The 19,438-nt window shown below is 72.2% G+C and carries 15 protein-coding genes; 5 read left to right on the forward strand and 10 right to left on the reverse strand.

Annotated elements, in window-relative coordinates; all coding sequences use genetic code 11:
- Positions 1 to 181 precede the first annotated feature (181 nt).
- Genes OG959_RS29445 through OG959_RS29475 form a run of 7 tightly spaced genes read right to left on the reverse strand, consistent with a single transcriptional unit; the run spans position 182 to position 7,995 of the window.
- Positions 182 to 994 (reverse strand): HpcH/HpaI aldolase/citrate lyase family protein, encoded by an 813-nt coding sequence (locus OG959_RS29445; RefSeq protein WP_326663329.1) that lies wholly within the window; start codon positions 992 to 994, stop codon positions 182 to 184.
- Complete coding sequence (locus OG959_RS29450) at positions 991 to 2,190, reverse strand: CaiB/BaiF CoA transferase family protein (protein WP_326663331.1); 1,200 nt, start codon at positions 2,188 to 2,190, stop codon at positions 991 to 993. The genes OG959_RS29445 and OG959_RS29450 overlap by 4 nt, the downstream gene beginning before the upstream one ends.
- Positions 2,187 to 3,071, reverse strand: coding sequence for a ribokinase (gene rbsK / locus OG959_RS29455; RefSeq protein WP_326663333.1), 885 nt, complete (start codon positions 3,069 to 3,071; stop codon positions 2,187 to 2,189). The genes OG959_RS29450 and rbsK overlap by 4 nt, the downstream gene beginning before the upstream one ends.
- On the reverse strand, positions 3,068 to 4,459 hold the full coding sequence (locus OG959_RS29460; protein ID WP_326663335.1) for an ADP-ribosylglycohydrolase family protein: 1,392 nt from the start codon (positions 4,457 to 4,459) through the stop codon (positions 3,068 to 3,070). The genes rbsK and OG959_RS29460 overlap by 4 nt, the downstream gene beginning before the upstream one ends.
- Positions 4,456 to 5,658 (reverse strand): ADP-ribosylglycohydrolase family protein, encoded by a 1,203-nt coding sequence (locus OG959_RS29465; protein ID WP_326663336.1) that lies wholly within the window; start codon positions 5,656 to 5,658, stop codon positions 4,456 to 4,458. The genes OG959_RS29460 and OG959_RS29465 overlap by 4 nt, the downstream gene beginning before the upstream one ends.
- The gene (locus tag OG959_RS29470) at positions 5,585 to 6,856 is read right to left on the reverse strand and encodes an ADP-ribosylglycohydrolase family protein (RefSeq protein WP_326663337.1); all 1,272 of its coding nucleotides are present in this window, start codon (positions 6,854 to 6,856) and stop codon (positions 5,585 to 5,587) included. The genes OG959_RS29465 and OG959_RS29470 overlap by 74 nt, the downstream gene beginning before the upstream one ends.
- Positions 6,853 to 7,995 carry an ADP-ribosylglycohydrolase family protein gene (locus OG959_RS29475; RefSeq protein WP_326666684.1) on the reverse strand — a complete coding sequence of 381 codons (1,143 nt, stop codon included), beginning with the start codon at positions 7,993 to 7,995 and terminating at the stop codon, positions 6,853 to 6,855. The genes OG959_RS29470 and OG959_RS29475 overlap by 4 nt, the downstream gene beginning before the upstream one ends.
- A 264-nt stretch (positions 7,996 to 8,259) precedes the next feature.
- Between OG959_RS29475 and OG959_RS29480 the strand changes: the two genes are divergently transcribed.
- The 3 genes from OG959_RS29480 to OG959_RS29490 all read left to right on the forward strand — a co-directional run bounded on the left by OG959_RS29480 (position 8,260) and on the right by OG959_RS29490 (position 15,433).
- A complete protein-coding gene (locus OG959_RS29480; RefSeq protein WP_326663338.1) occupies positions 8,260 to 8,994 on the forward strand; it encodes a VIT1/CCC1 transporter family protein in 735 nt (244 codons plus the stop codon).
- Positions 8,995 to 9,411: 417 nt separating this feature from the next.
- Complete coding sequence (gene gltB / locus OG959_RS29485) at positions 9,412 to 13,980, forward strand: glutamate synthase large subunit (RefSeq protein WP_326663339.1); 4,569 nt, start codon at positions 9,412 to 9,414, stop codon at positions 13,978 to 13,980.
- Positions 13,973 to 15,433, forward strand: a complete 1,461-nt coding sequence (locus OG959_RS29490; protein WP_326663342.1) for a glutamate synthase subunit beta — start codon at positions 13,973 to 13,975, stop codon at positions 15,431 to 15,433. Before gltB ends, OG959_RS29490 begins: the two co-directional genes overlap by 8 nt.
- A gap of 121 nt (positions 15,434 to 15,554) precedes the next feature.
- Here OG959_RS29490 and OG959_RS29495 read toward each other — a convergent pair whose 3' ends face one another.
- Complete coding sequence (locus OG959_RS29495; RefSeq protein WP_326663344.1) at positions 15,555 to 16,790, reverse strand: SLC13 family permease; 1,236 nt, start codon at positions 16,788 to 16,790, stop codon at positions 15,555 to 15,557.
- A 35-nt stretch (positions 16,791 to 16,825) separates the two neighbouring features.
- Positions 16,826 to 17,749: a rhomboid family intramembrane serine protease gene (locus OG959_RS29500; RefSeq protein WP_326663346.1), complete on the reverse strand. Its 924-nt coding sequence runs from the start codon at positions 17,747 to 17,749 to the stop codon at positions 16,826 to 16,828.
- A gap of 122 nt (positions 17,750 to 17,871) precedes the next feature.
- Between OG959_RS29500 and OG959_RS29505 the strand changes: the two genes are divergently transcribed.
- Positions 17,872 to 18,456, forward strand: a complete 585-nt coding sequence (locus tag OG959_RS29505) for a HutD/Ves family protein (protein WP_326663347.1) — start codon at positions 17,872 to 17,874, stop codon at positions 18,454 to 18,456.
- Here OG959_RS29505 and OG959_RS29510 read toward each other — a convergent pair.
- Positions 18,435 to 18,722 carry a hypothetical protein gene (locus OG959_RS29510; RefSeq protein ID WP_326663348.1) on the reverse strand — a complete coding sequence of 96 codons (288 nt, stop codon included), beginning with the start codon at positions 18,720 to 18,722 and terminating at the stop codon, positions 18,435 to 18,437. The two genes, OG959_RS29505 and OG959_RS29510, sit on opposite strands and share 22 nt — an antisense overlap.
- 168 nt (positions 18,723 to 18,890) lie before the next feature.
- Here OG959_RS29510 and OG959_RS29515 point away from each other — a divergent pair, with 168 nt between their 5' ends.
- Positions 18,891 to 19,397, forward strand: coding sequence for a pyridoxamine 5'-phosphate oxidase family protein (locus OG959_RS29515; RefSeq protein WP_326663350.1), 507 nt, complete (start codon positions 18,891 to 18,893; stop codon positions 19,395 to 19,397).
- Positions 19,398 to 19,438 lie beyond the last annotated feature (41 nt).

A 19,438-nucleotide genomic window follows, 5' to 3' on the forward strand; every position in this document is an offset into this window, starting at 1 on the left:
GGGGCCGCCGAACGATTCGGCGGCCCCTCGCCACGTGCGCGCCCACCGGCGCCGGGTGTTCTCAACCGCCGGACGGGCTTGATCCGGGCCGCTCGTCTCGGGAAACCCAGCCCGTCCGGCGATTGAGGACAAGCGGTCAGCGGGGCGCCGCCCGCTCACCGTTGCCCGGCACGCGCCCCGCTCACCGCCCCCGTCCCGCCAGGGCAAGCGTGCGGTGGGCCTGGGCCACGACCGCCGCGTCGACGAAACGGCCGTCCGGCAGGGCCAGCGCACCCGCCTCGACCCGGGCCGCCTCGACGATCTCCTGAGCCGCCTCGACCTCCTGCGGTGTCGGCCGGAACGCCCGCTCGATCACCGGGAGCTGCCGGGGGTGGATCGCAGCCCGGCCGAGGAACCCGAGCGCCCGCCCACGGGCGCAGGACGTCCACAGCCCGTCCAGGTCCCGGACGTCCGGGAACACCGACTGGGTGGGCGGGGCCAGCCCGGCCGCCCTGGCCGCGACCACCACCCGGCTGCGCGACCAGTCGAGCCCCGTGTCCTCGCGCACCCCCAGATCCGCCCGGAGATCCGCCTCACCGAGGGCGATGGAACGCACCTGCGGATGGGCGGCGGCCACCGAGTACGCGTGCTCGATGCCGAGCGCCGACTCCAGCAGCGGACAGAGCGCGACCCCCGGGGCCAGCGCCGCGATGTGGTGGACCGACGCGGCATGCGTGATCTTCGGCAGCCGCAGTCCGGCGAGGCCCGGCAGCCCCGCCAGGGCCAGCACGTCCGTCTCGTCGTTGACCCGGACGTGGACCGGTGCCTCCGTGGGGGAGGCCGGATCGGAGAGCAGCTCGACGGCGGCGGACCGTGCGTACTCCTTGCGGTCGGGGGCGACCGCGTCCTCCAGGTCGACGATCACCATGTCCGCCCCGGAGTCCCGCGCCTTGCGCACCACATCCGGCCGGTCGCCGGGCACATACAGCCACGTCAGCGGGGTCTCGGCGGTCACAGGACACGCTCCGACCGCAGTGCCGCGATCTCCTCGCCGCTCAGCCCGAGACCGGTGAGGATCTCCTCCGTGTCCGCCCCGTGGGGCCGCCCCGCCCAGCGGATGCCCCCGGGGGTGCCGGAGAGCCGGAAGAGGACGTTCTGCATCCGCAGCGGCCCCAGCTCCGGGTCGTCGACCTCCGTGATGGAGTCCAGGGCCCGGTACTGCGGATCCTCCATCACGTCACGGATGTCGTGGATGGGCGCGATGGCCGCCTCCGCCTTCTCGAACGCCGAGATCGCCTCGTCCCGGGTGCGCCGCCCGATCCAGTGGCCGACCGCCTCGTCGAGTTCGTCACTGTGCTCGGCCCTGGTGCTGCCCGAGGCGAACCACGGCTCCGCGGTCAGCTCCTCCCGGCCCACCAGGCGCATCACCCGCTCCGCGACGGACTGCGCCGACGTGGAGACGGCCACCCACTGCCCGTCCGAGGTGCGGTAGGTGTTGCGAGGGGCGTTGTTGCGCGAACGGTTGCCGGTGCGCGGCTGGACGTATCCGAGCTGGTCGTACCAGAGAGGCTGTGGGCCGAGCACCGTCAGGATCGGTTCGATGATCGCCATGTCGACGACCTGGCCCTCGCCGGTACGGTCCCGGCCGGCCAGCGCCGCCATCACGGCGAACGACGTGGCGAGCGCCGCGATCGAGTCGGCGAGACCGAAGGGCGGCAGCGTCGGAGGGCCGTCCGGCTCCCCGGTGATCGCCGCGAACCCGCTCATCGCCTCCGCGAGCGTGCCGAAGCCGGGCCGGTGCGCGTACGGGCCGAACTGGCCGAAGCCCGTGACCCGGACCAGCACCAGCCGCGGGTTGACGGCATGCAGCTCCGCCGGCCCGAGCCCCCACCGCTCCAGCGTGCCCGGCCGGAAGTTCTCGATGATCACGTCGGTGTCGGCGGCGAGCCGCAGCAACAGGTCGCGGCCGCCCGGGCAGGCCAGATCGAGGGTGAGATTGCGCTTGTTGCGGCCGAGCAGCTTCCACCACAGACCGACCCCGTCCTTCGTCGGGCCGTGACCCCGGGACGGGTCGGGTTTGCTCGGATGCTCGACCTTGATCACATCGGCGCCGAAGTCGCCCAGCATCGTGGCGCACAGGGGGCCCGCGAACAGCGTGGCGAGATCGATGACGCGCAGCCCCGTCAGGGGCGCTGCTCCCGGCGCGCTCATGCGGCGTCGATTTCGCTGCGGTACGGCATGGAGATCGAGGCCCCCGGTTTCTGGACGCAGAGCGCCGCGGCCGACGAGGCCCAGGCGATGGCCTGCGGCACCGGCCGTCCCTCGCCGAGCGCCACGGCCAGCGTGCCGACGAACGTGTCCCCGGCCCCGGTGGTGTCGACGGAGTTGACCTCGGGGGCGGGGAAGTGGACGGTCTGGCTGCCCCGTGCCGCGTACAGGCAGCCCTTCGAGCCGAGCGTGATGACGAGCGCGGGCACCTGACTGAGCAGGATCTCGGCCGCGGCGTGCGGTTCGGCGTGCCCCGACAGTTCGGCCGCCTCGTACTCATTGGCGATCAGCAGGTCGACGCAGTCGAGGAGTTCGGCGGGCAGCTGCTGTACGGGGGACGGGGTGAGGATCGTCCGCACTCCCTGGGCGTGACCGGCGCGGGCCCCTTCGAGCACGGCGGAGAGCGGCAGTTCCAGCTGGAGCAGCAGCAGATCGGCCTCGGCGATGGCGGCGATCTCGCCCGGGCCGAGCGCGGTGACGGTGCCGTTGGCGCCGGGGATCACGACGATCGCGTTGGAGCCCTTGCCGTCCACCACGATGTGCGCGGTGCCGCTGGGGCCTTCGGCGGTGTGCAGGAGATCGGTGTCGACGCCGGAGTGCTCCAGGTTCTCCCGCATCCGGGCGCCGTACTCGTCGTCGCCGACCGCGCCGATCATCATCACGTCGCCGCCCGCGCGGGCGGCGGCGACGGCCTGGTTGGCACCCTTGCCGCCGGGAATGGTGCGGAACTCCCGCCCGGTGACGGTCTCCCCGCGTTCCGGTGCCCGGTCGACGTAGGCCACAAGATCCATATTGGTGCTGCCGAGCACCGCGACTTTGGTCATGGGCGGAGTGCCTCCTCGTGGGTGAGCCGGGTGAGCCGGTGGGTCAGGTCGGCGAGGGTGTCGAAGCCGACCGAGTCGAAACCGGGGACGGACGTGGCCAGCCGGTTCTTCAGCGGGGTGGTCCACCGGTCGGGCAGCGCGTCCGGCCGCCCGGCCAGCAGGCCGGCGAGCGAACCGGCGGTCGCCCCGTTGGAGTCGGTGTCCCAGCCTCCGGACACCGCACGGCAGACCGAGCCGGTGAAGTCGCCGTCGGCATGGGTGAGGGCGGCGGCGAGCAGAGCCGCGTTGGGCAGCACATGTACCCAGTGATACCGGCCGTACGCCGTGTGCAGCCGGTCGACGACCGTATCGAAGCGGTCCTCCTCGCGGGCCGTGGCGATACCGTCCCGTACGGCCTGCGCGAACCGTGATCCCGGGGGCACCACGCGCAGACCGGCGGCGAGGCACCCGTGCACATCGGCCTCGCCCCCGGCCGCCTCCGCGAGCGCCGCCGCCGTGAACATCGCGCCGTACACCCCGTTCCCGGTGTGGGTGAGGACCGCGTCGCGATGCGCCTGTTCCGCCGCCGCGCCGGGATCACCGGGATGGGTCCAGCCGTGGACGTCGGCACGGATCTGCGCCCCGATCCACTCCCGGAACGGATTGCGGTGGCGGGCGGTGTCCGGCGGTTCGAGGCCGTCGAGCAGATTGCGGTACGCGACCCGCTCGGCGGTGAACGTCCGGCCCGCCGGAAGCTCCTCCAGCCAGAGCCTGGCCAGGTCGGCGGTGGAGAAGGACCTGCCGTGGCGCTGGAGCAACAGCACGGTGAGCAGCGGGTAGTTGAGGTCGTCGTCCTCGGGCATCCCATCAATGTTCTCGGCCAGCGAAGTGGGTGCCGAGCGGCGGTTCCAGGGATAGGTGGCGGCCAGCGCCGGGGGCAGGCCGCGGGCGGTGAACCAGGTACTCAGCGGCCAGTTTCCGGTGGCCCGGGCCAGGGCGCGGATACCCTCCAGCGGCAGTTTCTCGACCGGCTTGCCGAGCAGACAGCCGACGGCGCGGCCCAGCCAGGCCGCGTGCAGCCGCTCGCGGTCCACGGCGCCCGGCTCCGTGCGCGGGTGCGGCCACTGCGGGCAGGCGTCCCGGATCGCGTCGAGGGCGGTCGGTTCGTCGTCGGCCAGCGGCGAGTCCAGCAGGGCCAGTTCGTCCAGCAGATGTACGGCGACCGCGCGCAGCCCGGGCGGGGCCGGGGGAGTCGAGGCGCCCGCGCGGTCCGGGGCGGGCGAGCCGCCGGCCTCGTACCACCGGCGCTCGATGTCCCGGACGTCCCGCCCGTCCTCGGCCGCCTGCCGCAACTCGTGCCCGACCAGGTCCTCGGGCTGGACCCAGGTGGCCCGCACCGTCGTGGTCACGGCCGGCCCGTCCGCGTGGCGAAGAGGGCCTCGTGGGCGCGGCGGCGGGCCGTGTCGTGCGCGAACACCTCGCGGGCGACCTCGGCCAGGACCCGGGCCGGGGCATGCAGGTCGAGCCGGCTGGCCTCGCCGACCGTCGTCACCCAGTCGGCCGGGACCGCCCGCTCGCCGTGCAGCGCGCCAGCGATCGCGCCGCCCATCGTGGCGATCGAGTCGCAGTCCCGCCCGTAGTTGACCGAGCCGAGGACCGTCTGCCGGTAGTCCCCGTCCGCGACCAGCAGCATCCCGAGCGCGACGGGGAGCTCCTCGATGGCATGCAGCCGGGACGGGCGGCGGGCGCCGAGGGAAGGGGCGCGGTAGTCGGGGCCGACCGTGTCGAAGGGGGCGACGGCCTCCCGCAGCGGGATGAGCGCCGACTCGAAGTCCCGGTATCCGACGGCCGTTTCGCAGACCGCGTCGATCGCGGCCCGGGTGCCGTCCTTGGCGAGCGACAGACAGGTCTCGACGACGCTCGCGGGCGTCGCGCCCGGGGCGCAGGCCGCGGCGACGGCAGCGGCGAAGACTCCGGCCGCCTCCCTCCCGTACGACGACTGATGGGCGCCCGCGACATCCAGCGCCTCGGCGTACGCGGCCTGCGGATGGGCGGCGTTCACCAGGCCGACGGGCGCCATGTACATCGCCGCACCGCAGTTGACGATGTTCCCGGTGCCCGCCTCGCGCGGGTCGGCATGGCCGTAGTGCAGCCGGGCGACGATCCACTTCTCGGCGAGGAAGATCCGCTGCAGCGGCAGCGCCTCCGCCTCCAGTTCCGGAATCCAGCGGGGCTTCGAGATCAGCTCCGGCACGAGGTGGTCGGCGACGGCGTACGCGTCGAGGTGGTCGCGGACCTTCCCGTACACGCGGACCAGCGCATGGGTCATCAAGGTGTCGTCGGTGACGTGCCCGTCGCCCTTGTGGTACGGGGCGATGGGGCGGGCGGTACGCCAGTCGTCGCCGTCCCACGGGCCGACGACGCCGGTGATCCGCCCGCCGTGGCGCGCCACGATCTGTTCCGGGGCGTAGCCCTCGACCGGACCGCCGAGCGCGTCGCCGACGGCCGCGCCGACGAGCGCGCCCGCGATCCGTTCATCGAGGGTGGGCGCCGCGGGCGTCGTGGGGGGTGCGGACCTCGTGGGCGCCGTGGGCGCTGTGGATGTCATGTCCGAATTGTCCACCCGAGGGGGCTGGTTCCGTGTCTGCCAGCAGCCCGGCGAGTTCGATCAGATCCGTGCCCGCGAAACGGGGCAGCGCGCACCCCGCCAGGGTGCGGCACGCCTCGCGCCAGCCGTCGGGCACGGTGGTGATCGAGCCGAGCGCGCCGGTGAGCGCCCCCGCCAGGGCGGGCGCCGAGTCGGCGACCCGGGAGAGGCAGGCCGCCGACGGCACGGCCTGCGCGATGTCGCCGCGCGCCGCGGTGGCCAGAGCCAGGGCGACGGGGACCGTTTCGGCGGCGGCGATCCCGTAGCTGTAGACGTGGTCGACGATCTGATGCTCCAGCACCGGTACGAGGGCGAACGCACCGGCCCGCTCTCCGGCGAAGTCACGGGCGATGCGGACGGCGTGGGCGGCGTTGCGCGCGATCTCGGTGCCTTCGGGGAGCTGGGCGAGCGCGGCGTTCACCGCGGTGTCCACGTCCGCGCCGCCGAGCGCCTCGGCGATCGCGGCGGCCATCGCCCGCGCCCCGTGCACCCCGTCGCCGTCCTGGGTGTAGCGCGCGTCGAACTCCGCGAGCTCGGCCGCCGCCTCGGGGTCGCCCGGGTGCACGACGGCCAGCACGGCGGCCCGCACGCACGCCGCGTCGTCGAAGTAGTGCGGGTTGTCGTGCCCGGTGGCGGGCGGGCGGAGACCGGCGGCGAGGTTGCCGAGCCCGGCCCGGACCGAGATCCGGGCCCGCAGCGGCAGGACCGCCGACTCCACCTCCGGGGCCCGGGCCGCCGCGGCGGCGACCTCGGCGGCCAGCGCGTTCCAGGCGGCGTCCACGGCGGCCCGCATCCGGCGCCCGGGGGTCAGTTGCTGCAGCGCACCCGCCGCGGAGGTGAGGACGGTCCCGGCGGCGAACGCCGCCCATTCCGCGTCGTCGGACGGGCCGAGCCGCAGGGGCTCGGGCGGCTGGTTGAGCGCGATGGGGACGGGCAGCGTGGTGGTCGCGTTCTGCTCGGCGAAGGTGTCGAGCTCTCGGGTCAGGCGCCGGGTCCACTCCGGCATCCGGGCCGCCCGGTGCCGCGCGGCCGGCCATCCGGCGGCGTCCCCGGCGGCCAGCCCGAGCAGCAGCCCCTCGATGCGGGCCCGGCGCGGTGTGCGCGACCGGGCGGCTCCGGGGCCGGCTTCGGTCCGTGCGGTGTCCCTGGCCGTGGTCATCGTCCGACCGCCGTTCCGGGGGCGGCATCGGCCTCTGCCGGCGGCGGGGGAGGCCCGTCCCCGCCCCGTTCCTCCGTCTCGTCCGGGGTGAGCAGCTCCGCGATGTCCAGGACGTGGTAGCCGCGCATCGACGGGAGACAGCTGCCGCGGACCGGGCCGATCGCGTCCGACCAGAGGCGCGGGATGGCGGACGCCCCGTGCAGCGCACCGGCCAGGGCCCCCGCCACCGCGGCCGTCGTATCGGCGTCGCGGCCCATGTTGACCGCCATCAGCACCGCCGTACGGAAGTCGCCGCGCGCCGCCGCGAACGCGCCGAAGGCCAGCCCCACCGCCTCCGGCGCCAGGTCCGTCCACGGGTAGCCGCCGATGACGACGGCCGAACGCACCGCCCGCTCCCTGGTCAGCCGGTCGGGATACGGGCGCTGCGCCGCAGTCACCGCCCGGCGCAGCGAGCGCGCCGTCCACGAGTCCATCGGTACGACGGAGAGCGCGGCGGCGATCACGGAGGTGACCCCGGCCCCCGTCATCGCGGCGGCCACCCCGGCCGCCACCGCCTGGCCGCCGAAGATGCCCTCGCCGTCATGGCTGACCCGGCCGTCCACCGCGACCAGTCGCGCCGCCTCCCGGGGCCGGCCCGCCGCGAAGACGCCGAAGGGAGCCGCCCGCATCGCCAGGCCGTCGCTCCACGCGTGCCGGTGCTGGGCGGAGATCGGGGCGGCCAGCCCCCGGCGCAGGTTCTCCAGCGTGCCGCGCTCGCTGAAACCGGCACCGCGGAACGGCCCCTCGTCCAGGTCGGCGATCCACAGGTGCCAGGCCCGCTCGACATGGGTGACGGTCAGCGCGGAGCCGTGGCGGGCCAGCAGCAGCCCGGAGAAGATCGCGTACTCCGTGTCGTCCGTGCCCGCAGGGTCGTCGCTCACGAAGTCCTCGATCCGGCCCCAGCGGCGGCGGATCTCGGAGGGCCGCATGTTCTCCGCGGGGGCCCCCAGCGCGTCGCCGACCGCGAGGCCCAGCAGTGCCCCCCTGGCCCGGTCACCGAGGCCGCCCGGTGCGGCACCGGCCGGTTCGGGAGCCCCGCGTACCGCCGCCCGCGCGCCGTTCGTCCGCGGCCCTGCCGGATTTCCTGCGGTCAGCTCCATCGCGTCGACCCTTCGCTCGTACCGAGCCAGTTCTCGTCCCTGTGGGATCTGTGCCACGCGGAGCCACGACAGAGGCCGGTTATCACCACAAAAGGGCCACTCGGATGACGGCCTTCGGACAGCAAGGCAAGGCGTACCTACCTGGTTACGCAGGGTGGTAAGTACGGCCTGCCTTGCTGGCGGGAGCCATTTTTCGTGCGTACTTTCGAGGGTGTCGAGCGGGGGCGGAGCGTACGAGATCCGCTGCCGGAGAAGGGGAGAGCTGTGTCCATCATCGAGACCGACGCCGTACTGCACGAGGCGCACCGGGACAACCACACCCACCGTGATGTGAACGGCGGGTGGCTGCGTCCGGCGGTGTTCGGTGCGATGGACGGGCTCGTCTCGAACCTCGCCCTGATGACCGGTGTCGCGGGCGGTGCGGTCTCGCACCGCACGATCGTGATCACCGGCCTGGCCGGTCTGGCCGCGGGCGCCTTCTCCATGGCGGCCGGCGAGTACACCTCGGTCGCCTCGCAGCGCGAGCTCGTCGAGGCCGAGCTCGACGTCGAGCGGCGCGAACTGCGCAAGCATCCCAAGGACGAGGAGCGGGAGCTCGCCGCGCTCTACGAGTCCCGCGGCGTCGAGACCGGGCTCGCCCGCGAGGTCGCCCGGCAGTTGTCGCGCGACCCCGAGCAGGCCCTGGAGATCCACGCCCGCGAGGAGCTGGGCATCGACCCGGGCGACCTGCCGTCGCCCCTCGTCGCCGCCGTGTCCTCGTTCGGCGCCTTCGCGCTGGGCGCGCTGCTGCCCGTACTGCCGTATCTCCTCGGCGCGGACGCCATGTGGCCCGCCGTGCTGCTCGCCCTGGCCGGACTCTTCGGCTGCGGAGCGGTGGTCGCCCGGGTCACGGCCCGCAGCTGGTGGTTCAGCGGACTGCGCCAGCTGGCGCTCGGCGGGGCCGCCGCCGCGATCACCTACGGCCTGGGCGCCCTGTTCGGGGTCGCCGTCGGAGGCTGAGCCCCGGATCCGGTAGCGTCCACGGCCACGTGCACCCCCGGGTGCACGTGGCCGTAACGTATGCGCCATCTGTGTGACGTACGTCCTGACCACCGCCACTGGGCGGATCGGCCGTACGCGACGTAAAATGAGACTCTATGCAGGGCTACACATAAGTAGTCGTTACCCGGCGGTTTCGTTTCCTTTGCCGCGGGGCATGAGCCGTAGACACCGCAGGCAACGACGCCTGCTCTCTGCGGTCTCCCGGGCGCCGATCCTCCGACTGCGACCCACTTCACCGTCACGGCGGTGTCCGTATGTTGGAACGATCTATCCGCTTTTTGAGAAGCGTCCCATCATGTAATCTGCACGAAATTTCGCAGAGGGCCAACGTCGTCCCTCGGCACTGAAAATGCCACGACGACGACGGGAGAGCCGATGCGCACCGACGCCTGGTCGCCCATGGACGGTCGCCCCGCCCAGCAGGGGATGTACGACCCCCGCAACGAGCACGACGCCTGTGGCGTGGGGTTCGTAGCCACTCTGACCGGTGTGGCCGGCCACGAGCTGGTCGAGCAGGCGCTGACCGTACTGCGCAACCTCGAACACCGCGGAGCCACCGGATCCGAGCCCGACTCCGGTGACGGTGCCGGAATCCTGCTCCAGGTCCCGGACGCCTTCCTGCGCGAAGAGGTCACCTTCGAGCTCCCCGAGGCCGGCGCCTACGCGGTCGGCATCGCCTTCCTGCCCGCGGACGACTCCACCGAGGCCGTCCGCAACCTCGAGAAGATCGCCGCCGAAGAAGGCCTCAAGGTCCTCGGCTGGCGCGAGGTCCCGGTCACCCCCGACATCCTCGGCAACGGCGCCCGCGCCACCATGCCCGAGTTCCGCCAGCTCTTCGTCGCCGACGGCGAGAGCACCGGCATCGTCCTGGACCGCAAGGCCTTCGTGCTGCGCAAGCGCGCCGAGCGTGAGACCGGGGTCTACTTCCCGTCGCTCTCCGCCCGCACGATCGTCTACAAGGGCATGCTCACCACCGGGCAGCTGGAGCCGTTCTTCCCGGACCTCTCCGACCGCCGTTTCGCCACCACGGTCGCGCTGGTCCACTCCCGCTTCTCCACCAACACCTTCCCGAGCTGGCCGCTCGCCCACCCGTACCGCTTCGTCGCGCACAACGGCGAGATCAACACGGTCAAGGGCAACCGCAACTGGATGAAGGCCCGCGAGTCCCAGCTCGCCTCCAGCCTCTTCGGCGAGGCGAAGCTCGACCGGATCTTCCCCGTCTGCACCCCGGACGCCTCCGACTCGGCCTCCTTCGACGAGGTCCTGGAGCTGCTCCACCTCGGCGGCCGTTCGCTGCCGCACTCGGTCCTGATGATGGTCCCCGAGGCGTGGGAGAACCACGACTCCATGGACCCGGCACGGCGCGCCTTCTACCAGTACCACTCCACGATGATGGAGCCCTGGGACGGCCCGGCCTGCGTCACCTTCACCGACGGCGTCCAGGTCGGCGCGGTCCTCGACCGCAACGGTCTGCGCCCCGGCCGCTACTGGGTCACCGACGACGGCCTCGTCGTGCTCTCCTCCGAGGTCGGCGTCCTGGACATCGACCCCGCCAAGGTAGTCCGCAAGGGCCGCCTCCAGCCCGGCAAGATGTTCCTCGTCGACACCGCCGAGCACCGCATCATCGAGGACGACGAGATCAAGGCGTCCCTCGCCGCCGAGAACCCGTACCAGGAATGGCTGGAAACCGGCGAGATCGAGCTCGAGGACCTCCCCGAGCGCGAGCACATCGTCCACACCCACGCCTCCGTCACCCGCCGCCAGCAGACCTTCGGCTACACCGAGGAAGAGCTCCGCGTCCTCCTCGCCCCGATGGCCCGCACCGCCGGCGAGCCGCTCGGCTCCATGGGCACGGACTCGCCGATCGCCGCGCTCTCCGAGCGCCCCCGGCTGCTCTTCGACTACTTCACCCAGCTGTTCGCCCAGGTCACCAACCCGCCGCTGGACGCCATCCGCGAGGAGCTCGTCACCTCGCTGCGCTCCACGCTGGGCCCCGCGGGCAACATCCTGGAGCCGACCGCCGCGGCATGTCGCAGCGTCACGCTGCCCTTCCCGGTGATCGACAACGACGAGCTGGCCAAGCTCATACACATCAACGCCGACGGCGACATGCCGGGCATGAAGGCCGCGACGCTTTCCGGCCTCTACCGGGTCGGCGGCGGCGGCGAGGCACTCGCCGCGCGGATCGAGCAGATCTGCACCGAGGTCGACGCCGCCATGGAGGACGGCGCCCGCCTGATCGTCCTGTCCGACCGGCACTCCGACGCCGAGCACGCACCGATCCCGTCACTGCTGCTCACCTCGGCCGTCCACCACCACCTCATCCGCACCAAGCAGCGCACCCAGGTGGGCCTGCTGGTCGAGGCCGGTGACGTCCGCGAGGTCCACCACGTCGCCCTGCTGATCGGCTACGGCGCCGCCGCGGTCAACCCCTACCTGGCCATGGAGTCCGTCGAGGACCTCGTCCGGGCCGGCACGTTCATCGAGGGCATCGAGGCCGAACAGGCCATCCGCAACCTCATCTACGCGCTGGGCAAGGGCGTCCTCAAGGTCATGTCCAAGATGGGCATCTCCACCGTCGCCTCCTACCGCGGCGCCCAGGTCTTCGAGGCCGTCGGCCTCGACGAGGACTTCGTCGCGCAGTACTTCAACGGCACCGCCACCAAGATCGGCGGCGCCGGACTCGACGTCGTCGCCAAGGAGGTCGCCGCCCGGCACGCCAAGGGCTACCCCGCCTCCGGCATCTCCGCCTCGCACCGCGCGCTGGAGATCGGCGGCGAGTACCAGTGGCGCCGCGAGGGCGAGCCGCACCTGTTCGACCCGGAGACGGTCTTCCGCCTCCAGCACGCCACCCGCAACCGCCGGTACGACATCTTCAAGAAGTACACGGACCGGGTGAACGAGCAGTCCGAGCGCCTGATGACGCTCCGCGGACTCTTCGGCTTCGCCTCGGACCGCGAGGCCATCGACATCGACGAGGTCGAGTCCGTGGCCGACATCGTCAAGCGCTTCTCCACCGGCGCCATGTCGTACGGCTCGATCTCCCGCGAGGCGCACGAGACCCTCGCCATCGCCATGAACCAGCTGGGCGGCAAGTCCAACACCGGTGAGGGCGGCGAGGACGCCGACCGCCTCTACGACCCGGCCCGGCGCTCGTCCATCAAGCAGGTCGCCTCCGGCCGCTTCGGTGTCACCAGCGAGTACCTGGTCAACGCGGACGACATCCAGATCAAGATGGCGCAGGGCGCCAAGCCCGGCGAGGGCGGCCAGCTGCCCGGCCACAAGGTCTACCCGTGGGTCGCCAAGACCCGGCACTCCACCCCGGGTGTCGGTCTGATCTCCCCGCCGCCGCACCACGACATCTACTCCATCGAGGACCTGGCTCAGCTGATCCACGACCTCAAGAACGCCAACCCGGCGGCCCGCATCCACGTGAAGCTGGTCTCCGAGGTCGGTGTCGGCACGGTCGCCGCCGGTGTCTCCAAGGCGCACGCGGACGTCGTCCTCATCTCCGGCCACGACGGCGGAACGGGCGCCTCCCCGCTCACCTCCCTGAAGCACGCGGGCGGCCCCTGGGAGCTCGGCCTCGCCGAGACCCAGCAGACGCTGCTCCTCAACGGCCTGCGCGACCGCATCGTCGTGCAGACCGACGGCCAGCTCAAGACCGGCCGCGATGTCGTCATCGCCGCACTGCTGGGCGCCGAGGAGTTCGGTTTCGCGACCGCGCCGCTCGTCGTCTCCGGCTGCGTCATGATGCGGGTCTGCCACCTCGACACCTGCCCGGTCGGCATCGCCACCCAGAACCCGGTCCTGCGCGACCGCTTCTCCGGCAAGGCCGAGTACATCGTCAACTTCTTCGAGTTCATCGCCCAGGAAGTCCGCGAGATCCTCGCCGAGCTCGGCTTCCGTACGATCGAAGAGGCCGTCGGCCACGCCGAGCTCCTGGACACCGACCGTGCGATCACGCACTGGAAGGCCCAGGGCCTCGACCTCAAGCCGCTGTTCTACGTCCCCGAGCTGGCCGAAGGCGCCGCCCGGCACCAGATCGCCGAGCAGGACCACGGTCTGTCCAAGGCCCTCGACAACGAGCTCATCAAGCTCGCCGCCGACGCCCTGAACGCCGACAGCGCCGAGTCCGCCCTGCCGGTCCGCGCGCAGGTCGCGATCCGCAACATCAACCGGACCGTCGGCACCATGCTCGGCCACGAGGTCACGAAGAAGTTCGGCGGTGCGGGCCTGCCCCAGGACACCATCGACATCACCTTCACCGGCTCCGCGGGCCAGTCCTTCGGCGCCTTCCTCCCCAGCGGTGTGACGCTGCGCCTGGAGGGCGACGCCAACGACTACGTCGGCAAGGGCCTCTCCGGCGGCCGCGTCGTCGTCCGCCCGGACCGCGGCGCCGACCACCTCGCCGAGTACTCCACCATCGCGGGCAACACCATCGCCTACGGTGCCACCGGCGGCGAACTGTTCCTGCGCGGCCGCACCGGTGAACGGTTCTGCGTCCGCAACTCCGGCGCCACGGTCGTCTCGGAAGGCGTGGGCGACCACGGCTGCGAGTACATGACCGGCGGACACGCCGTCGTCCTCGGCGAGACCGGACGCAACTTCGCGGCCGGCATGTCGGGCGGTGTCGCGTACGTCATCGACCTGAACCGCGACAACGTCAACGTCGGGAACCTCGGCGCCGTCGAGGAACTCTCCGACACCGACAGGCAGTGGCTGCACGACGTCGTGCGCCGCCACCAGGAGGAGACCGGATCCACGGTCGCCGAAAAGCTCCTCGCCGAGTGGGACAGCGCAGTTGGCGGCGCGTCCCGCTTCAGCAAGATCATCCCGTCCACCTACAAGGCAGTGCTCGCCGCCAAGGACGCCGCTGAGCTCGCCGGTCTCTCCGAGCAGGAGACCACCGAGAAGATGATGGAGGCGGCGACCAATGGCTGACCCCAAGGGCTTCCTGACCACCGGACGCGAGGTCGCCAAGACCCGCCCCGTCGGCGAGCGCGTCAAGGACTGGAACGAGGTCTACGTTCCGGGCTCGCTGCTCCCGATCATCAGCAAGCAGGCCGGCCGCTGCATGGACTGCGGCATCCCGTTCTGCCACAACGGCTGTCCGCTCGGAAACCTCATCCCCGAGTGGAACGACTACGCCTACCGCGAGGACTGGACCGCCGCGTCCGAGCGCCTGCACGCCACGAACAACTTCCCGGAGTTCACCGGGCGGCTCTGCCCGGCCCCGTGCGAGTCGGCGTGTGTGCTCGGCATCAACCAGCCGGCCGTCACCATCAAGAACGTCGAAGTCTCCATCATCGACCAGGCGTGGGACCGCGGCGACGTCACCCCGCAGCCGCCCGAGCGCCTCTCCGGCAAGACCGTGGCCGTCATCGGCTCCGGCCCGGCCGGACTCGCCGCCGCCCAGCAGCTGACCCGGGCCGGCCACACCGTCGCCGTCTACGAGCGCGCGGACCGCATCGGGGGACTCCTCCGCTACGGCATCCCCGAGTTCAAGATGGAGAAGTCGCACATCAACCGCCGCATCGAGCAGATGCGCGCGGAGGGCACCAAGTTCCGCACCGAGGTCGAGGTCGGCAAGGACGTCGACGCCGCGAAGCTGCGGCGCCGCTACGACGCCGTCGTCATCGCCGCCGGCGCCACCGTCTCCCGCGACCTGCCCGTCCCGGGCCGTGAGCTGAACGGCGTGCACTTCGCGATGGAGTACCTGCCGCTCGCCAACAAGGTGCAGGAGGGCGACCTGACGGTCTCCCCGATCACCGCCGAGGGCAAGCACGTCGTCGTCATCGGCGGCGGCGACACCGGCGCCGACTGCGTCGGCACCGCCCACCGTCAGGGCGCGCTCTCCGTCACCCAGCTGGAGATCATGCCGCAGCCGGGCGAGGAGCGGAACGCCAACCAGCCCTGGCCGACCTTCCCCATGCTCTACAAGGTCACCTCCGCGCACGAGGAGGGCGGCGAGCGGGTCTACTCCGTCTCCACCACCCACTTCGAGGGCGACGAGGACGGCAACGTGGCTGCCCTCCACCTCGTCGAGGTGGAGTTCAAGGACGGTAAGCTGGAGCAGAAGCCCGGCACCGAGCGGCAGATCCCCGCACAGCTGGTCACCCTCGCGATGGGCTTCACCGGCACGGACCAGGCCAACGGTCTGGTCCAGCAGTTCGGTCTGGAGCTCGACGCCCGGGGCAACGTCGCCCGTGACGACGACTACGCCACCAACGTCGACGGTGTGTTCGTCGCCGGTGACGCCGGCCGCGGCCAGTCCCTCATCGTGTGGGCCATCGCCGAGGGCCGCTCCGCGGCACGCGGCGTGGACCGCTTCCTGACCGGAGCCAGCGCACTGCCGGCCCCGATCCGCCCGACGGACCGTTCCATGATGGTCTGATCACGGCACACAGACGTCCCGTACAACGGCGTACGGAACTGAACGCGGCGCCTGCCCGTCCCCGACCGGACGATTCGGCAGGCGCCGTGGCGCATCCCGGGGCAGTTCGCCGCCCCGCTCCTCAGGTGACCAGAGCCAGCGCGCAGGTGGCGGCGGACACCGCCGTCACGGACAGCACCAGACCGGTCAGGACGAAGCGCCGCACATCGATCCGCGTCCCCTGCCAGCGGCACCGCTCGAACCACAGCAGCGTCGCCAGCGACCCCCACGGCGTGACGACGGACCCCGCGTTGACCCCGATCAGCAGGGCCAGCAGCTGGTGGTGGTTGTCCGCGGGGACGACCGCCTCGCCCGCCACGTACGCCGGCAGGTTGTTCAGCACGTTCGACAGCCCGGCACCCACCCCGGCCGACCGCAGCATGCCCGCGAAGCCGTCGTCCGAGCCGAGCGCCCGTACCAGCAGCTCGTGCAGGCCGTGCGCACCGACCGTCTCCACGACCAGGAACATCCCGGGCACCAGCACCAGCAGCCGCCACGGGACCAGAGAGAGGCGCAGTTCCTCCCGGCGGCGCACCGCGTAGGCCGCCACCACGACCACCATCGCGACGAGCGAGGCGGACCACAGCGGCACGTCCAGCAGGAGGATCGCCAGCAGGAACCCGCCGCACGCCACCGCACAGATCCTCAGCAGCACCGGGTCACCGGGCACGGGCAGTGCGGGCGGGGTGTAGCGGTCCGCGCCGCGACGGCCGCGGCGCCAGTAGAACACCCACAGGCACCCGGCCGTCACCCCGATCGCGGCCAGCTGGGGCAGCCACATCACGGCGGCCAGACCGGCCGGGGACAGCGCCACGCGGTCCGCCGCCAGCAGATTGGTCAGGTTCGACACCGGCAGCAGCAGACTCGCCGTGTTGGCCAGCCACACCGTCGTCATCGCCAACGGCAGGGCCGCGATGCCCACCCGGGTCCCGAGCGCCAGCATCACGGGGGTGAGCAGGACCGCGGTCGTGTCCAGGTTCAGGGTGATCGTGGTCAGCGAGGCGAATGCCACACACAGAGCGAAGAGCAGCGGATACCGGCCCCGCCCCGCGCGCGCCACCCAGGCCGCCACCACATCGAAGACCTGTGCCCGGCCCGCCAGTTCCGCCAGCACGATCACGGTCGCCAGGAACGCCAGCAGCGGCCCGATCCGCCGCATCTGGTCGGCCGCCGGCCCGGCGGGCAGCAGCCCGGTCGCCGCGGCGGCCAGTCCCAGGACGAGCAGCCCGCCCGCCAGCCAGTCCAGTGGATGCAGCCGCCGCATCAGGGAGACCGCACCGGAACGCGCGGCTCCCGGCACGGAGTGATCATTCCGCATGCGGGCATCGTGTCAGACCGGGCACCCGAAGCCGCTCAGCCGGTCAGCGCCGAGCTCTTGAGGACCACCAGCAGCACCAGCACGGCGAACAGCACCACACACCCGGCCGCCTGCACCGGTGTACGGCGCTGCGCCGGGGCGTACGCGTAGACGACGGTGACGACCCCACCGGTCAGCAGTCCGCCCAGATGCCCCTCCCACGAGGTGAAGGACGCCGAGATCACCATCCAGACCAGGAACCCCGCCAGGAACCGGTTCACCGCCCGCATGTCCCGGCCCAGCCGCCGGTTGATGACGTAGAAGGACGCCGCGAGACCGAAGACCGCTCCCGAGGCGCCCACCGCGGAGTCGAGAGGCGCGATCAGGTAGAGCAGCACCGAACCGCCCAGCGCGGACAGCAGATACAGCGCGAGATACCGGACCCGGCCCAGCTCCTGCTCGACGACCCGGCCCAGATTCCACAGCGCGTACATGTTGAAGAGGATGTGCAGCACCCCGAACGGCAGCGAACCGAAGGCGGACTCGCCCGGCGGCAGGTGCAGGAAGGCCCCGGTCAGCAGCCGGTACCACTCACCGTCCACCACACCCGTCACGTCGAAGCCCGGGAAACCCCCGTCCACGTAGACGTACTCGCTGCCGTCCGGGCCGGTCAGCCCGGCCCCCGTCATCGCGAACCGGTCGACGATCCCCGGACGGACCAGCTCGGCCAGGTACACCAGGATGTTGAGGCCCATCAGCACATACGTGACGAGCGGCACCGCGTTCCGTCCCGCCGCACCGCCGAACACCGTCCGCGCCTGCCGTACCGAGCGCTGCCCCTCCTTCACGCACTCCACGCAGTGATGGCCGACGGCCGCCTCCCGCATGCAGTCGGGGCAGATGAAGCGTTCGCAGCGGGTGCAGCTCACATACGTCTCGTACGAGGGGTGGCGATAGCACGTGGTGACGGCGGCCTCCATGGCCGGCTCCTTCATCGGGGGTGCGAACAGAGGCCGGTGGGGGCGGCGGCGATCAAGATAGCGAACCCGGGGGAGCGGATTAGGCTCGGGGTTCCTCACCGCCGACGATCGGAGCCCCCCTGATGACCGCCGAGGCGTTCCGGATCCTGCGCGCCGCCGGCCGCACACCTGTGGCGTGGCGGAACGGCGGGGGCACCACCCGCGAGATCGCCGCGTCCCCCGGCGCCACCACCGGCGCCTTCGACTGGCGGGTCAGCCTGGCGGACGTGGCCGAGGACGGGCCGTTCTCCCTGTTCCCGGGCGTCGACCGGACCCTGACGGTGGTGGAGGGGGCCGGAATGGACCTGATGGTGGACGGTGAGCACCACATCGTCGACGAGCCGTACTGGCCGCACGACTTCCCGGGTGACGTGGAGACGGACGGCCGGCTGCTGGCGGGCCCGGTCGTGAACCTCAACGTGATGTACCGCAGGGACCGCGTCCGGGCCGAGACCGCGGTGGTACGCGGCACCCTCCGGCTGATGGCTCCGGAGGGCGGGGCGGTGCTGGCCGTGGCGCTGGAGGACGGTGCCGTCATCGACGGCACGGACGTCCGGCTCGGCTGCTACGACGCGGTGCTGCTGCGGAGCAGGGCGTCGTGCGTGCTGCGGACCCAGGGTGACGCGGCGCTGGTGACCGTGTCGGGCTACGAGCCCGGTACCCAGTAGCGGTGCACCTCGGAGACGGCCGGGGGCTCACTCGGGGCGGGCAGACCCTGCTTCTCGGCGACGGGCATGATCACCGCGCCGAACTTGTCCATGGCCTCCTGGGACTCCCAGAGGTCGTACACCTCGATGCCCGAATCGGTGGCCACGCAGACGTGCGAGAGGCAGCCCGCGAACGTGTCGCCGGGCAGTGACTGCAGTTCCGCGTTGAGCGCGTCGTACTGGTCCGTCGTCACACCCGGCAGCGACGCCTTCATGAAGATCGCCATCTGAACTCACCTCGGAGGGGGAGCGGCCCTCCCCGCCGCCCGGACGGCGGCTTCCACCCCTTCCAGCACACCATGCCGGGGCCGCCGTGGCATCCGTCCGGGTGGTCCGTCGCCGTGCGCGGGGGAATCCGGACAGGGGGTGTCGGGATTCCCGGGTTCGATGGAGCCATGACCTCATCGAACTGGACGGACTTCCGGACCGCCGAACCGGACTTCGCCGACACCGTGCGCCGTCGCTTCGAGCAGTACAGGCACCACGTCCTGGCGACCCTGCGCACGGACGGCTCGCCCCGCGTGACCGGACTCGAAGTGGACTTCCGGCTGGACGAGCCGCTCCTGGGCATGATGCCGAACTCGCGCAAGGCACTGGACCTGCGCCGCGACCCCCGCTTCGCGGTGCAGGCGAACCCGGGCCCCGACGCCGAGATGGCCGACGGGGACGTACGGATCTCCGGACGCGCGGTGGAGGTGACCGACCCGGACCTGCTGGCCCGCTTCATCGACGAGGTGAAGCCGCCGGAACCCTTCCACCTCTTCCGGGTGGAGCTCACCGAGGTCGTACGCACCGGCATCGAGGGCGGCGACACCCTGGTCGTCCAGGTCTGGCGCCCCGGCCGGCCCCTGCACACGATCCGCCGGGGCAACGACGACGGGCCGACGGTCACAGAGCCCTGACGGGGCCCGGGCGGGGCTGCGGGGACGGGGCCCGTCCGGAG

The sequence above is a fragment of the Streptomyces sp. NBC_00385 genome (assembly GCF_035917155.1).
Taxonomy (GTDB): Bacteria; Actinomycetota; Actinomycetes; order Streptomycetales; family Streptomycetaceae; genus Streptomyces; species Streptomyces poriferorum.